The 14,770-nt window shown below is 54.0% G+C and carries 13 protein-coding genes and 1 tRNA gene; 5 read left to right on the top strand and 9 right to left on the bottom strand.

Annotated features, from left to right (window positions below; genetic code table 11):
• Window positions 1-16 precede the first annotated feature (16 nt).
• The 7 genes from E9531_RS05090 to E9531_RS05060 form a co-directional block, all read right to left on the bottom strand.
• Window positions 17-388: a hypothetical protein gene (locus tag E9531_RS05090; protein ID WP_136572665.1), complete on the bottom strand. Its 372-nt coding sequence runs from the start codon at window positions 386-388 to the stop codon at window positions 17-19.
• A 201-nt stretch (window positions 389-589) separates the two neighbouring features.
• The gene (gene ybaK / locus E9531_RS05085) at window positions 590-1,060 is read right to left on the bottom strand and encodes a Cys-tRNA(Pro) deacylase (protein ID WP_136572664.1); all 471 of its coding nucleotides are present in this window, start codon (window positions 1,058-1,060) and stop codon (window positions 590-592) included.
• A gap of 42 nt (window positions 1,061-1,102) precedes the next feature.
• Window positions 1,103-2,170 carry a 6-phosphofructokinase gene (locus E9531_RS05080; protein WP_136572739.1) on the bottom strand — a complete coding sequence of 356 codons (1,068 nt, stop codon included), beginning with the start codon at window positions 2,168-2,170 and terminating at the stop codon, window positions 1,103-1,105.
• Between the two features lie 112 nt (window positions 2,171-2,282).
• Window positions 2,283-2,666: an AzlD domain-containing protein gene (locus E9531_RS05075; protein WP_136572663.1), complete on the bottom strand. Its 384-nt coding sequence runs from the start codon at window positions 2,664-2,666 to the stop codon at window positions 2,283-2,285.
• Complete coding sequence (locus E9531_RS05070; RefSeq protein WP_136572662.1) at window positions 2,663-3,394, bottom strand: AzlC family ABC transporter permease; 732 nt, start codon at window positions 3,392-3,394, stop codon at window positions 2,663-2,665. Before E9531_RS05070 ends, E9531_RS05075 begins: the two co-directional genes overlap by 4 nt.
• Window positions 3,395-3,502: 108 nt before the next feature.
• Window positions 3,503-3,578, bottom strand: a tRNA-His gene (locus E9531_RS05065).
• Between the two features lie 37 nt (window positions 3,579-3,615).
• Window positions 3,616-5,532 (bottom strand): SurA N-terminal domain-containing protein, encoded by a 1,917-nt coding sequence (locus tag E9531_RS05060; RefSeq protein WP_158291721.1) that lies wholly within the window; start codon window positions 5,530-5,532, stop codon window positions 3,616-3,618.
• 227 nt (window positions 5,533-5,759) lie between these two features.
• Here E9531_RS05060 and dapF point away from each other — a divergent pair, with 227 nt between their 5' ends.
• From dapF to E9531_RS05045, 3 genes are read left to right on the top strand one after another with little or no spacing between them, the layout of a single operon-like run.
• A complete protein-coding gene (gene dapF, locus E9531_RS05055) occupies window positions 5,760-6,644 on the top strand; it encodes a diaminopimelate epimerase (RefSeq protein ID WP_136572660.1) in 885 nt (294 codons plus the stop codon).
• Window positions 6,641-7,429: a DUF484 family protein gene (locus E9531_RS05050; RefSeq protein WP_136572659.1), complete on the top strand. Its 789-nt coding sequence runs from the start codon at window positions 6,641-6,643 to the stop codon at window positions 7,427-7,429. The genes dapF and E9531_RS05050 overlap by 4 nt, the downstream gene beginning before the upstream one ends.
• Before the next feature lie 17 nt (window positions 7,430-7,446).
• Entirely contained in the window at window positions 7,447-8,490 is a 1,044-nt protein-coding gene (locus E9531_RS05045; protein WP_136572658.1) for a tyrosine recombinase XerC, read from the top strand.
• A gap of 48 nt (window positions 8,491-8,538) precedes the next feature.
• On the opposite strand, the gene E9531_RS05040 is transcribed toward E9531_RS05045, so the two are convergent.
• On the bottom strand, window positions 8,539-9,510 hold the full coding sequence (locus tag E9531_RS05040) for a LysR family transcriptional regulator (RefSeq protein ID WP_136572657.1): 972 nt from the start codon (window positions 9,508-9,510) through the stop codon (window positions 8,539-8,541).
• A gap of 145 nt (window positions 9,511-9,655) precedes the next feature.
• On the opposite strand from E9531_RS05040, the gene E9531_RS05035 reads away from it, so the two are divergent.
• On the top strand, window positions 9,656-11,167 hold the full coding sequence (locus E9531_RS05035; protein ID WP_136572656.1) for a CoA-acylating methylmalonate-semialdehyde dehydrogenase: 1,512 nt from the start codon (window positions 9,656-9,658) through the stop codon (window positions 11,165-11,167).
• 177 nt (window positions 11,168-11,344) lie between these two features.
• The gene (locus E9531_RS05030; protein ID WP_244609988.1) at window positions 11,345-13,084 is read left to right on the top strand and encodes a GMC family oxidoreductase; all 1,740 of its coding nucleotides are present in this window, start codon (window positions 11,345-11,347) and stop codon (window positions 13,082-13,084) included.
• On the opposite strand, the gene E9531_RS05025 is transcribed toward E9531_RS05030, so the two are convergent.
• Entirely contained in the window at window positions 13,081-14,601 is a 1,521-nt protein-coding gene (locus E9531_RS05025) for an AMP nucleosidase (protein WP_136572654.1), read from the bottom strand. The genes E9531_RS05030 and E9531_RS05025 overlap by 4 nt on opposite strands.
• Window positions 14,602-14,770 lie beyond the last annotated feature (169 nt).

Raw genomic sequence — 14,770 nt, 5'->3', positions numbered from 1 at the left:
AGGTGCCCGTAAGCGTTTATTGTAGGGTGCGGGCAGGCTCAATTACGGTGGTCCTTTGCTCCTGGAAAATGCCGCCACCTAAAACACTGCCCTCAGTGCGGGTGTTTTGGCCACGTACACGATCCTCACAAGCCTGCCGCGCTTCTGGATTATTGATATGAACCTCGCAGCGGCGCAAAGCATTTTGGCCAAATTGTTGGCTGGGGTCTGTTGGCGCTTGGCGTTGCGTGGCCTCGCGCTCCCTTTCACAGGCTACTCTGTCTTGTAAGCCATCTAGGCAGGGGTCATTAGCGCTGGGGCTTTGTGCATAGGCGGCGCACAAACACGCACTCAATAGCGCCAATGCGGCTTGGCGTGCCATAGTCACATAATGGGAAATGCTTTGCATCGTTAGGCTCCTGTTCAAACCTTGCATATGCGCAATGTGGAAAAGGCGTATCAAACGCGAAGGCCGCATTGGCCTTACTGGTGACCGAAGCTATTTCGGGTTGCAGCCTTTTGGTACATATGGAGCGATTGTCGCACCTTATCAGGTGGGGGATTCAAGAGCTTTGTCTCTACATACTTTAAAGGGCGGCAGGCACCTTGCTCAAGACTTGCTGATGGGGGCGAAGGTTCCATCGCAAAGCGTTATCAAATCATGGGCGGTGAGTTCGATCTCAAGTCCGCGCCGACCAGCGCTGACATGGATGCTCGTGTACGCTTTCGCCGACTCATCGAGAAAAGTACGCAGTGGTTTTTTCTGTCCAAGCGGGCTGATGCCGCCCAATAAATAGCCGGTACTGCGTTGCGCAGCCTGCGGGTCTGCCATGTCGCATTTCTTGCAATGTGCGGCATGCGCAAGTGCTTTGAGGTCGAGTGATCCGCTGACTGGGACGATGCCGACCAGCAATTCACCCGTTTCAGTTTGTGCCAATAGCGTTTTGAATACGCGCTCAGGATCGAGCTGCAGCTTCTCTGCTGCTTCGAGTCCGTAGGAAGGCGCCTTACTGTCGTGTTCGTAACTGTGAATTGCGTGGGCTGTTCGAGTGCGCTTAAGCAGAAGAATGGCGGGGGTCATTGGTAGACGTTGGCATGAGGCCAATGAAAAGGATGGGGTGGGTTACAGCTCGGCCCCAAAAGAAACACCAATACTGCGCGCCGTGCGCACTAATGGGTGGTCTAGCGGAACATGGCGAATTTTTCCAGCCACCTCGTTCAGCGGCACGCTGCTGCATTGGTTATTCTGCAAAACTACCATGCGGCCAAAGGCTTGTTGCTTGACCATTTCTGCTGCCCACCAGCCAAATTGTGTAGACAGAACGCAGTCAAATGCCGTAGGTGAACCGCCGCGTTGCAAATGCCCTAGTTGCATGCTTCGCACTTCACAATCCAAGCGTTGTTGCAATTGCAGTCGAAGCGCATCGCCAACACCGCCAAGCCGGATGGGGTCGGGGCTGTGCGCGAGATGTTCTTTGATCACCATATCGCCCCCTTTGGGTTTGGCTCCTTCGGCGATGCAGATGAGTGTGTAGCCTTCATCGTGTTGCCGCTGGCGGCATAGGTTTGCCAGTGTTTCTGGATCGTAAGGCAGTTCAGGCAACACAATGGCGTGCGCGCCGCCCGCAATGCCGCCTTCAAGCGCAATCCAGCCCGCATAGCGGCCCATGGTTTCCAAAATCATGACGCGATCATGGCTTCGCGCAGTGGTTTCCAGGCGTTGCAAGCTGTCAGCCACTACCGCCACGGCGCTGTCAAAGCCAAACGTACGCTCGGTGTGCATCAAGTCGTTATCAATCGTCTTGGGCACCCCAACCACAGGCAGGCCCATTTGATGAATGCGATTGGCAATGGCCATCGTGCCGTCACCACCAATGACAACCAGTGCATCCAGTCCAAGTTCGCGGGCAAATGCAATCACTTCGCCTGAAACATCTGCACCTTGTGCGCCACTCCAGCGGAAAGGATTGGCACTGTTGTGTGCACCCAGAATGCTTCCACCCTCATGCAGAATCTGTGTTACTGATGCCTCTGTGAGTGGGCGGACCTTGCGGGCGATCAATCCATAAAAGCCTTTTTCAATTCCTGTGATCCGCGCTCTTGTGTGCTTCAAAAGGTTGAGTGTGACGGCGCGAACGACAGCGTTCAGACCAGGGCAATCGCCGCCGCCCGTAAGGATGCCAATATGCAAAGACGAAATAGGGTTCATGGAAAATAAAGGGGATGATGTGCCGTTTGGGCGCCTGCTCATGATCCGTTGTCATGATCGGTGGACGCGATTATCTGCGGCTTTGCCTCAGCTGTTAGGCAGGCGCCCCTGTCGCCATCCATTCAATCAGTAAGCCATAAACCACCGCGCCTGCCAAAGTCGGAATGGCGATGCCTTTCAAAAAGCGATGCAGCATGGCTGTGGTAAGGAGCCCTGCGGCCGTTGCAATGGCAACTGGCCACTGAATAGCGTGGTTTTGCACGGCAAGACCCCAAAGCGAAACTGTTAATAAAGCCGTCACAGCAGCAGGGCCGATGCCTGCAAGAAGCCATTGGAACCATTGCTGCCAAGCCCGGAGCTGTTCGGTGCGTTGCTGTGTGCGTTTGGTGCGCAGCGCATGGCGAAGGGGGAGCCAGCGAACAGCAAAGGTGCCAATACCACTGAGTACGATGATCCACCAGAGCGTATGTGTTGTCATAGTAGATCCTCGCAGGCGTTGCACTTGGTTTGGCGTTGTTGCAACCAAAGTGCATGGGCAGCGGCGCCGGCCACCATCGCAATGAGTAGCGCGTGGTAGCTCGGCAGCCACATCAGAAGGACAAGTGCACAGATGGCGGCCACTCCAATAGCGGCATGCCACTGTTTTGGCTGGCTTTCAAGCAAGAGTGTGAAAAACAAGGCTGGCAGTACAAAACGCAATGACTCGCGCAGCCACAGTGGCCATGAATGCAAGTCGCCTACTAGAAAAATGCCGGTTGCAGTTCCAGCAAGCCATGCCAAATATGCACCGCAGGCTAGTCCAAAATACCATTGTGTCCGATCTCCTGCAGCGATTGCACTGATTTTGCTTTGTGCTGTGGCAAAGACCTCATCGGTCAAGCCAAATGCTAATGCGGCAGTCGGGATGTCACTTTTTGCATGGGCGGGTGAGTCAGGCCAGCTCCGCGCCAACGAGGGGCCATAAAACAAGTGGCGTGCATTCATCAACCATACCGTGGGGATGCTGGCTGCCATACCTGCGCCGGAGGTTAGTAGGCTGATGAGTAAAAACTGGCTTGCCCCTGCATAGACTAGCAGTGATATAGCGAAGGCGACGATGGCTGGTAGACCTGCTTCAATGGCTGAAATGCCAAACGATAAGGCAACAGGAAAATAACCCGCAGCAATGGGTAGGCTTGCGCAGAGGCCTCGCAAAAAAGCCTTCATGGAGTTGCGCTACCAAGTAGTGCTCGTGTCAGGGGGCGAATATGCATCCAAGCTTTCTACTGACAAAAGAAAAGGCCCCGAAGGGCCTTAGTTCTTATGGAAATTCTTTGGGGTGGCTGATGGGACTCGAACCCACGACAACCAGGATCACAACCTGGGACTCTACCAACTGAGCTACAGCCACCGAAGAAAAACGAAATTATAGGGCATTTTTTGACGCTTTATGGCCTCGGCGCACGAATTTGTACTTTTAATTCTTGCTTCAGTACTTCATAGTAAGTTTCAGCTTCGGCTGCGGCCAACATTTGGCTTACTTGGGCTGTGTATGCATTACTCAAAAGTGTGCGCTGCTGCTCATCCACATCTTCTGCAAACAAGGGGGCAATGCTGCGGATATTGGCTACAAGATAGGTGCCATCAGCTTGCTCGAAACCCAACGCTTGCGGCAATTTATCAGCAGGCAATGTCAGGATGGCATCGATGTCACCAGCTGTCAGGCCTTGAGGTTGCTGGCGCGAAACGACAAGTGCTTCACTGTCGCTGGTATTCTGAAGATCGGCTTGCCAGGCTTTGAGAGCCTCTTCACCAGCTTGTTGCGCTAACTTGGCAGACTCTTGTGCCACGTACAGTGTTTTCACTTCCTCGCGAACTTGTTCAAGTGGCAGCACTTGTGCAGGGTGCTGCTGCACTACGCGTGCGGTGACGATTTGGTTGTTACCGATGTCAACTGCTTCAATGTTTTCTTTGTCCTGTGTTGCCCGATTATTGAACAAGGCTTCAAGGACAGCAGGATTTTTCAGTGCTTCAGGCGTATCTGCGCTTGACTCACGGGAAATGCCTTTGGCTGTCTGAATGGACAAGCCGAGCTCATCAGCGACCGGTTGGAGCGAGTCACGCTGTTCATGCGATAGATTACGCAAAAGGTCTGCCTGCTCAACAAACTGGCTGCGGGCCATATTGGTTTTCACATCTTTGGCCAAACGCTCATGCAATTCCTCATATGAGGGAATAGTTGCAGGTTTGGTATCCAGTAATTGAATGATGTGGTAGCCGTATTCAGTGGGAACTACATCACTGATTTGGTCTTTTTTCAGATTGAATACCGCGTTGTCAAAATCAGCCACCATGGCGCCACGGCTAAAGAAGCCCAAATCACCGCCGCTGTCTTTGCTGCCTGGATCATCTGATTCTGCTTTGGCAATAGATTCGAAACGACTGGAATCCTCACGCAATTGGGCCAGAGCCGCATCGGCCTTGGCGCGCACAGCATTGCGCTGCTCGTTGGACATGGATGCGTCGGTGGCAAACAAAATGTGACGGGCATGGCGCTGCTCTTGCGTTGTTGCATAGCTGCCTTTGTTGTTGTCATAGTAGCTACGTAACTCCTCTTCGTTGAGCTTGATCTTGTCCATTAGATGTTGAAGATCCAGCACAACATATTCCACATCCAGCTGTTCTGGGCGTTGAAAGCGGGATTGGTTGGCGCTGTAGAACGCTTGAAGCGCATCGTCGGTAACAGTAACCTTCGCAGCGTAGGCATCTGGCGTGAAGCGTTTCACCTGCAAATCGCGGCTTTGGAACAAGGCGTTGACTGCCGCGCTTGCTTGTTCTGGTGTCGTTACAGCAGTGGATTGTGGTATACCCAATACTTGTTGCATGGCCAACTGGTAACGCACATTGGCTTCATAACCCTCAGAAGTCAGACCATTTTGGCGCAGCAAATCACGGTAGCCTTCCATGTCTAAGCGACCATCAGCACCACGCAACGCAGCAATTTCAGGTTGTTTGACCAGATCGCGCGCCAGTTGGTTGTTACTAATAAGGTAATGGCGATCACGGATGACAGAGTTGAATACGGCGTCACGCACCAACCCTTCCAGTACAACATAGCGCTGCTGAGGCGAGTCCAACATAGCTGAGGTCAATTGCGGGTTGGCGATACGTGCATCATCTGCATAACTACGATGCCGTGCATCCCAATCATTTTGCGTAATTTCTTTACTGCCGACTTTTGCGACTACCGGGCTACGCTGCGTCAACATGGATGGATCCATCCCGACAAAGACGAAAGCAAAGATCACCAGTGGAAAGAACGCAATCATGACCACCTTGAGGTGCTTGCGAATGAAATCAAACATGCTTGCCTGCTTTAAATAGAAAGAGTAGTGCCTAGAAAAACGGGAAACTATACCGTATAACGCTTGTGCCACCTTGGTAGTAACACTTTGTGGCGCAGTGAATGCTGCGCAGGTGATGCGGTTTTTGAGGATTCGACAGTGAAGCGCCGTGCAAAGTCGCGTTGCTGCGCTAGCGTGAACTCCCCAATCGCCCTGCTTACAGAACGTATCCATGGAACAATACCGTTATGAAAATTCCATTTACCAAGATGCAAGGTGCTGGCAATGATTTTGTCGTCCTTGATGAAACACGAAACCATTGGAACTTGAGCGCTGCGCAATACCGTTGGCTGGCTGATCGCCACTTTGGTGTGGGTGCGGATCAGATATTGACAGTGCGTCCGGCGCCTGCAGCGTTGGCTGATTCGGTGGATTTCGAATACGTCATTCACAACGCCGATGGCGGTGAGGTTGAGCAGTGCGGCAATGGCGCACGTTGTTTTGCTCGTTATGTTTTTGACAAGCAACTCACCAATAAACACGCTATTCGGGTCAGCACACGGGCGGGGATTATTGCGCCGCAGTTGCAGTCTGATGGGCGGGTGACGGTGAACATGGGGCAGCCGCGCTGGGCACACGAGCAGGTGCCGTTTACGCCTGAAGGATTGAAACACGACGTGCTTGGGCAAGTGCAGCGTTGGTGGCTACCCTTGCCGGCAGAGGCTGGATCGGACGGGGCTTGGGTGGTGGCCGTGTCGATGGGCAATCCGCATGCGGTGCAGGTGGTGGATTCGGCCGCGCAAGCGCCAGTAGGGCAAATGGGGCCTTGGATTGAACACCATGCAAGCTTCCCGCAGCGCGTCAATGCTGGTTTTATGGAGGTGCAAAGCCGCACGTCCATCGCTTTGCGTGTGTACGAGCGCGGGGCAGGGGAAACCTTGGCTTGTGGCACAGGTGCTTGCGCGGCTGTTGTTAGTGGAATTGCCATGGGACTGTTGGATTCTCGCGTCAATGTGCATACCCGGGGCGGAGTGCTGACCATAGAATGGGCAGGTGCTCAGGCGCCTGTGATGATGACGGGGCCAGCGCAAACTGTCTTTGAAGGCTTCATTGAAATCCCCGAAACGCTATGACCAATTTGCCAGCCCATCAGGCGGGTCTGACCACTGAGGAAGACATCGCCAGTTATCTGATTAGTAACCCTGAGTTTTTTGAACGCTTTGCTGAAGTGTTGGGGACGGTGCAATTGGCCAGTCCGCACGGCGGTAAAACCGTGAGCCTGCATGAGCGGCAAACGAGCATGCTGCGCGAGAAAATCAAAGGCCTGGAAGCCACCATCGTGGAGATGATGGGCTATGGCTCTGAGAACATGCAAATCATCGAGAAAGCCCATGCTTGGACGCAAGCTATGCTCAAGGAGCGTGATCCGCAGCAATTGCCCACCGTGTTAACGGCGCAACTGCAAGTGCTTTTTGATGTGCCCAACGTGTATTTGAGACTTTGGGACTTGGATGCTGTTTTTACCCAGTTGCCCGAAGTGCAAATGGTGAGCGCAGAAAGCAAAGGCCATATTGCCGCATTAGCGGCTCCCTATTGCGGCCCGCGCGGCAGTGTTGAGGGCTTGAAAAGTTTGGCCGGGGATGGGGCAAATTTGGCGGATGTGCAATCCATTGCGATCTTGCCGCTGCGTGCCGGGGCGATTGACGAGAACCGCATTACCTTTGGCTATTTGCTGTTGACGTCTCCAGACAGCCATCGCTTCAAACATGAAATGGGTACGGATCTACTGGTGCGTCTGGCTACGCTGGCGAGTGCCTCCATGCAACGATTGTTGCCCAGTGAAACGATCGTTTGGCTCAAAGAGCAGGAGCGTTTGTCACGTCAGCAAGATGGCCAGGCAGAATTGCCTCTCGATTGAATTTGGAACACAAGCCTATGCCTGAGCGCGCGCCTTCGTTAGCTGCTAAAGAGCTCCATCCTGAAGGCTTGCCTGTACCGATTACAGATTATCTTGGGCATGTGCGCGTAGAGAAACGTTTGGCTGCACGCACTGTGGCGCTTTACACCGAAGATTTGCGTAAGCTCCAAGCTGCAGCAGAAGATGCCAAAGTGGATGTGCTGCAATTGCAGCCGTTTCATATACGCAGGCAGGTGGCGGTCATGCACAGCAACGGTCGCAGCGCACGTGGCATTGCCTTGATTTTGAGTGGTTGGCGTGGCTTCTTCCATTGGGCCGTTGTACAAGGGCTGGTGCAGAACAATCCTGTACTGGACATCAAAGCACCTAAAGCGGCGCGGCCTTTGCCTAAGGCACTGAGCACCGACGATGCCGTTCAGTTGGCCGCGTTCAGGCTTCTCCCTGATCAAATGCCTAATACGACTAATGGGGTTGAGCCTGCTTGGTTGGAACTGCGCGATGCTGCCATGACGGAGTTGTTATACAGCAGTGGCTTGCGCGTTGGTGAGTTACTGGGGTTGGATGTACGCGCCAGTGCTGCTGCAGAGCAGCAGGGGCGTGGTTGGGTGGATTGGCAGGCTGCTGAAGCCCATGTGATTGGGAAAGGACAAAAGCGCCGTTCGGTTCCGGTCGGAGGCCCAGCTATGGCTGCTTTGCAAGCTTGGTTGCAAGTGCGCGATGTAGCTGCACGTTGGCCAGATCAGGCCGCATTGTTTATCAGCAGCCGTGGGCAAAGAATGAGCCCGCAAAGTGCATGGGTGCGCTTGCGCCAGCGAAGCCAGCAAGCGGGTTTGCAAGCACCTGTGCATCCGCACATGTTGCGCCATTCTTTTGCCAGCCACGTGCTGCAGTCAAGCAGCGATTTACGCGCTGTACAAGAGTTGCTTGGCCATGCCAATATCGCCACGACGCAGGTCTACACGCGGCTGGATTTTCAGCACTTGGCCAAGGTGTATGACGCTGCGCATCCGCGTGCGCATTTACCTACGGATAAGAGCGGCGAACCTCCTGCGGCGGATTGACGTGCTGCGTTTGGTATATCCACTGGGAGATGTTTTGCCAAAGCGGCTTCACAGTGTGGCAAAGCCAGGCTTGAATGCATGCTGCAAATGGGCCACCAGGTGTTTTACGGCCAGTGGCACTTGGGGAGCCCAAGGTCTGATAGCGAAAATCTGGTTGCCAAAAAAGCCTTGCGATTGCCATTGCGGCAGCACTCGGTGGAGATGCCGCCCCTCTTGATGGTGAGCTTGCGCGCTGAAGTCAGGCAGCAAGGCAATCCCCAAACCGGCCAGCGCGGCTTCGCGCAGGACTTCACTGTTATTGGCTTTGAAGACGGCTTTTTTGATGGGGATGTGGCAATGCTCATCGATACGTTGGCGTTTACTGTGGCGGGTGAGCGTCCAGCTTTGCACTTCTGTGCGCCCGCGTAAATAGACCAAGCAATCGTGTTTTTCTAAGTCGTGTGGGTGTTTCGGTGAGCCGTAGCGCTGTAGATACTGTGGGCTGGCCACCAGAATCGCTTGGCTTGTGCACAAAGGCCATGCAACGGTGTTGTCTGGTGCTGCTTGGGTGTGGCGGATTGCCAAGTCAAAACCTTCTTGCACCAAGTTCGTTAAACGGTCGTTCAAATCAAGCTCAATACGAATATCAGGATAGGCCAGTGCAAAGCTGCTTAATGCGGGCATGAGGTGCTGGCGACCTAACGCCACGGGGGCGGTAAGCCGCACCAGTCCGCGTGGAGAGGCGGCCAAGTCTCGTACAGCGGCTAGGCTGTGTTCAATTTGCGAGAAGGCTGGGCGGGTCTCGTCGACCAACTGCTGGCCTGCCGCAGTCAATGCAACGGCGCGCGTTGAGCGCTGCACAAGAGGGATGCCCATTGTTCGCTCCAGTGCGGCAATGCGCTGGCTAACTGTGGCTTTCGATAGCCCTAAGCGTTGTGCTGCTTGCGTATAGCTGTGTGTTTCTCCAAGCACCATCAAAAGATGCAGGTCAGGCAAGATGGCTGATGCGCGCAGGGATGGTTGGGAAGAGTCGGATGCCATGGTGAATTTGATTGTTTGATTTTTTGAACAATGTAGTTGATTTTTTTGTCTTCTCAAACGCACTGCTCCGCTCTAGACTGCTCCACTATGCAAGAGGACTTGGCGCAGCCGGTTTTCTTTGTTCAAGATTTTTCAGGAGATATTGATGTCCAACACCATTGCCAACTGGATTGATGGCCGCAACACCCCCGCAACGAGCGGCCACCAGCAAAACGTATTTAACCCGGCAACCGGTGCGGTGACTGGGCAGGTGCAACTGGCCAGCCTCTCGGACGTGGATGCCGCAGTGGCGTCAGCCCAAAAGGCGTGGCCTGCATGGGCGCAATTGCCAGCGTTGCGGCGTGCACGCATTCTCAATCAATTTTTGGCGCTGCTCAACACGCACAAAGACACGCTGGCCCGCATGATTACGGCTGAACATGGCAAGGTATTTACCGATGCGCAAGGGGAGGTCACGCGAGGCATTGAGATTGTCGAGTTTGCCTGCGGCGCACCACACTTGCTCAAGTCCAACTTTACTGATCAGGTCTCGACGAACATTGACAACTGGACCTTGCGTCAACCACTCGGTGTGGTGGCCGGTGTCACACCATTTAACTTCCCTGTAATGGTGCCGATGTGGATGTTCCCCATGGCCTTGGCTGCAGGCAATACGTTTGTGCTCAAGCCAAGCCCAATTGATCCAAGCCCAAGTTTGTTCATCGCGGAGTTGCTCAAGCAAGCAGGCTTGCCCGATGGGGTCTTTAATGTGGTGCAAGGCGATAAGCTGGCGGTTGACCGCTTGTTGGAGCACCCTGATGTCAAGGCGGTGTCGTTTGTGGGATCAACCCCTATTGCCAATTATGTCTACGAAACGGGCGCGCGCCATGGCAAACGTGTACAGGCATTAGGGGGGGCTAAAAACCATTTGGTCGTGATGCCCGATGCCGATATGGATCAGGTTGTCGATGCCTTGATTGGTGCCGCTTATGGCTCTGCTGGCGAGCGTTGCATGGCCATCAGTGTTGCCGTTTTTGTGGGTGAAGGTACAGCAGAGAAAGTGCTGCCGCAATTGATAGAGCGAACCAAGGCGTTGAAGATTCGCAATGGCGAAGATCTGGATGCCGAAATGGGGCCCATTGTGACTGCGGTTGCGAAAAAACGCATCACTGACTATATCGAATTGGGGTTGGCCGAACATGCAAAACTGCTTGTTGATGGACGTGATTTTGATGGTGCAAAAGCTGGCACTGGTTGTGATGGCGGATTTTGGTTAGGTGGAACTTTGTTTGACCATGTCACGACAGACATGCGTATTTACAAAGAAGAAATTTTTGGCCCTGTACTGGCTTGCGTGCGCGTCAACGATTTTGCTGAGGCGGTGGACATAATCAATGCCCACGAATTTGGCAATGGGGTGAGTTGCTACACCCGCGATGGGCATATTGCCCGAGAGTTTGGTCGCCGCATTGAAGTGGGCATGGTGGGGATCAATGTCCCAATCCCTGTGCCTATGGCTTGGCATGGTTTTGGTGGTTGGAAGAAAAGCTTGTTTGGTGACATGCATGCATACGGAGAGGAGGGCATTCGCTTCTATACCCGTCAGAAAAGCATCATGCAACGCTGGCCTGAAGCCACAGCCAAAGGGGCTGAGTTTGCAATGCCCACGAGCAAATAAATCTTGCTTTCGCAGAAAATAGTGCCGCTCGGCAAGCGCAGACTAGTGTGCAGCATGCTCCGCTTGTTTGGGCATGCTGCCTGGTGATAATGTGAGCGCAGCAAAACAATAAAGCCTTCTTGCAACGCAAGCGGGCGGCAATACAAGCCCACTTGAATGGGTAGGAGACATCAATCCATGGCAGCGATTCCGTCCGCAGGTGCGAGCCTGCAGTTTGACTACATCATTATTGGTGCGGGCACGGCTGGTGCCTTATTGGCCAACCGCCTAAGCCGCAACGCGGCCAACCGGGTGTTACTGATTGAGGCGGGGCGCCGCGATGATTACCACTGGATTCATATTCCGGTTGGCTATTTGTATTGCATTGGTAATCCGCGCACGGACTGGCTATTCAATACGCAACCTGATCCGGGTTTGAATGGTCGGACCTTACGCTACCCGCGCGGCAAGACGCTGGGGGGGGGCTCCAGTATCAACGGCATGATTTACATGCGTGGGCAAGCCAGAGACTACGCCCAATGGGCGCATTTGACTGGGGATGATTCATGGCGGTGGACACAGGTATTGCAGCAGTTTCGTGCGCACGAATCGCATTACCGCTTGGATGCGGGCGCTGCTGGTTTTGAAACGGCAGAACAATTCCAAGCATTTGCAGCACTGCATGGGGGCGGCACACATAGCGATGCGCAGCAAGGGCGTGAATGGCGAGTGGAAAAGCAGCGCTTGCAATGGCCGATTCTCAATGCCTTTGCCCAAGCCTGCGTAGAGGCTGGGATTCCTGCAACAGAGGATTTCAATAGTGGCAACAACGAAGGCGTGAGCTACTTTGAAGTCAATCAGCGTAGCGGTTGGCGCTGGAATACGGCCAAAGCTTTTTTGCGCCCCATCCAAAATCGTAAAAATCTCACGATCTGGACCCAAAGCCAAGTGCAGCGCTTAATCATGCAAAAGCAATCCAATGGTACATGGCGTTGCATGGGGGCACAGGTTAATCAGCAAGGGCAAAGCCTCACGGTTCACGCGCACCGCGAGGTGGTGCTCAGTGCCGGTAGCATTGGTTCGCCCCATATTTTGCAGCTTTCAGGGATTGGTGCAGGCGCTTTATTGCACGATAAAGGGGTGGAGCCGCTGATCGAGTTACCTGGTGTGGGGGGCAACCTGCAAGACCATTTGCAAATCCGTTCGGTCTACACCATTCACGGTACACCGACGCTGAATACGCGTGCAAATTCACTCTGGGGCAAAGCCATGATTGGGCTGGAGTATGCCTTCAAGCGCACTGGGCCGATGAGCATGGCGCCGTCACAGTTGGGTGTTTTTACGCGTTCATCGCCCAGCTATAGCGCAGCCAATATCCAGTACCACGTGCAGCCTTTGAGCTTGGATGCATTTGGCCAGCCGTTGCATCGCTTTGACGCGTTTACCGCGAGTGTGTGCAACCTCAACCCCACATCGCGTGGGCATGTGCAACTGCAGTCGCCCGTGTTTACCGATGCGCCTGCGATTGCGCCAAACTATTTAAGTACGCCTGAAGATCGTCAGGTTGCGGCAGACAGTTTGCGTACCACCCGGCGTATTGTGGCGCAACCTGCATTGTCTGCATTTGGGCCGCAGGAGTACAAACCTGGCGTGCAATACCAGAGTGATGAAGAGTTAACGCGATTGGCAGGAGACATTGCCACGACGATTTTCCACCCGGTAGGCACCTGCAAGATGGGGCGTTCGGACGATGCGCTTGCGGTAGTGGACTCTCAAATGCGAGTGTTTGATGGCCAAGGGGCTCGGGTGCAAGGGCTGCGGGTGGTCGATGCCAGCATCATGCCCACCATTACCAGTGGTAACACCAACAGCCCTACCTTGATGATTGCGGAAAAAGCCGCGCAAGCCATCCTGGAAAGCGCAAAGATCGGCAATTAACGGAACGCCACATCCCCATAGCTGCGCAATTTTCGACTGTGTAGGCGCCGCGATTCCTGCTCTTGTAGTAGACCAATGGCTTTGATGCCAACTTGCAGGTGTTGCAACACACGGCCGCGGTAGAAGTGGTTGGCCATACCGGGGAGTTTCAACTCACCATGCAAGGGTTTGTCGCTCACGCACAGCAAAGTTCCATACGGGACACGAAAGCGAAACCCGTTGGCCGCGATGGTGGCGCTTTCCATATCGAGTGCAATGGCACGACCCTGGCGAAAACGGTGCAATACATGCGTATGCTCCAGCAATTCCCAATTGCGGTTATCGGTGCTGGCCACGGTGCCTGTTCGCATGATGCTTTTCACTTCTAAGCCGCTGACCCCGGCGACTTCGGCTACCGCTTTTTCCAGCGCCAGTTGTACTTCAGCCAACGCAGGAATGGGAACCCAGGTTGGCAGATCATCGTCAAGCACATGGTCGTCTCTGATATAGCCATGCGCAAGTACGTAGTCGCCCAACTGCTGGCTATTTTGCAAGCCTGCGCAGTGGCCCACCATCATCCAGACATGTGGGCGCATAACCGCAATATGGTCGGTGATATTTTTGGCGTTGGCGGGCCCTACGCCAATGTTGACCAATGAAATGCCTTGCTGGTCCTCTTTGACCAAGTGGTAGCCAGGCATTTGCGGCAGGCGCCCTGTATTTGCCCCAGCATGGCTGCTTGTATGCTGCAAGCCTTTGAGGTAGGGCAGGTCGCGGTGCTGGGGGCTGTACCCGGTACGCCATGTGATGCGATTGCCAGGTTCAACCAAGGCGATGTAAGGGCTATTGGTGTTGGCCATTTCCAGTTGGGCTGTACGCACAAACTCTTCGACATAAAACTGGTAATTGGTAAAGAGGACGTAGCTTTGAAAAAATTCTGCAGATGTGCCGCTGTAATGGCGCAGCCGCTGAAGAGACAGGTCAACCCGTTGGGCATTGAAGAGCGATAGCGGCTGCGCAGCATCAGATGCCGCCGCACTGGTGCCGTTGGCGATCGTGTCGTCAATGCGTGCTAAATCTGGCGCATCGAAATACATGTGCAGCAGTTGCTTGCGCTGAGAGCTTAAATCAGCATCGGCCAAGCCTTGCTCTAATGCTGCAAAGTGCACAGGAATAGGTTCCTGACTGAGGCCAACTTCCAGCGGCACTTGGTGGTGCCGGATCAGCAGTTCGAACTGCTCTAGATAGTAGGCGGCAAATAAGTCGGGGCGAGTCAGCGTGGCTTCGTATCGGCCAGGGCCTGCGACAAAGCCATAAGCCATGCGCGTATTGAAGGAAGCAAGGGCACTCTCTGCTGTGTCTGTCGGGGTGATGCGCACAAACGGGTAATACGCGCGCACGCGACCTGTATCTTTTCCTTGTAAAAACTGTGCCAACCCTTCTTGTAACGCTCGTGTTTGTTCTACGTACAGCTTTTCAATGGCGTCTAGTGCACTTTGTGCACTGTGGTGTTGTGTGGTCTGTAAGTGCTGGTTCATCAAAACGCAATCAGTGAAAAATGGGGGGGGCGCCGTATGGCTTGTGCGGTTGTGTTCCGCCCGCGTTGTCTGAGTTTTTCCGTGGTTTTATGGCAAATTAATGACAGGGGTGTGACTGACGATTATGGCCCTACATGCACGTGCCATGCAGTAAAGGCATTGCATTGGT

Origin of the sequence: Lampropedia puyangensis, from assembly GCF_004833285.1 — a bacterium.
Lineage (GTDB): Bacteria > Pseudomonadota > Gammaproteobacteria > Burkholderiales > Burkholderiaceae_C > Lampropedia > Lampropedia puyangensis.
The sequence above is the reverse complement of the archived record's forward strand: the minus strand, read 5'-3'. Positions and strand labels throughout refer to the sequence as shown.

Bases quoted from the DNA above. Each gene is read 5' to 3' on its own strand.
- E9531_RS05035 (WP_136572656.1), top strand. From the start codon at position 9,656: ATGTCCAACACCATTGCCAACTGGATTGATGGCCGCAACACCCCCGCA.
- E9531_RS05090 (WP_136572665.1), bottom strand. From the start codon at position 388: ATGCAAAGCATTTCCCATTATGTGACTATGGCACGCCAAGCCGCATTG.
- E9531_RS05060 (WP_158291721.1), bottom strand. From the start codon at position 5,532: ATGTTTGATTTCATTCGCAAGCACCTCAAGGTGGTCATGATTGCGTTC.
- E9531_RS05075 (WP_136572663.1), bottom strand. From the start codon at position 2,666: ATGACAACACATACGCTCTGGTGGATCATCGTACTCAGTGGTATTGGC.
- E9531_RS05025 (WP_136572654.1), bottom strand. From the start codon at position 14,601: ATGAACCAGCACTTACAGACCACACAACACCACAGTGCACAAAGTGCA.
- E9531_RS05045 (WP_136572658.1), top strand. From the start codon at position 7,447: ATGCCTGAGCGCGCGCCTTCGTTAGCTGCTAAAGAGCTCCATCCTGAA.
- E9531_RS05050 (WP_136572659.1), top strand. From the start codon at position 6,641: ATGACCAATTTGCCAGCCCATCAGGCGGGTCTGACCACTGAGGAAGAC.
- E9531_RS05070 (WP_136572662.1), bottom strand. From the start codon at position 3,394: ATGAAGGCTTTTTTGCGAGGCCTCTGCGCAAGCCTACCCATTGCTGCG.
- E9531_RS05040 (WP_136572657.1), bottom strand. From the start codon at position 9,510: ATGGCATCCGACTCTTCCCAACCATCCCTGCGCGCATCAGCCATCTTG.
- dapF (WP_136572660.1), top strand. From the start codon at position 5,760: ATGAAAATTCCATTTACCAAGATGCAAGGTGCTGGCAATGATTTTGTC.
- ybaK (WP_136572664.1), bottom strand. From the start codon at position 1,060: ATGACCCCCGCCATTCTTCTGCTTAAGCGCACTCGAACAGCCCACGCA.
- E9531_RS05030 (WP_244609988.1), top strand. From the start codon at position 11,345: ATGGCAGCGATTCCGTCCGCAGGTGCGAGCCTGCAGTTTGACTACATC.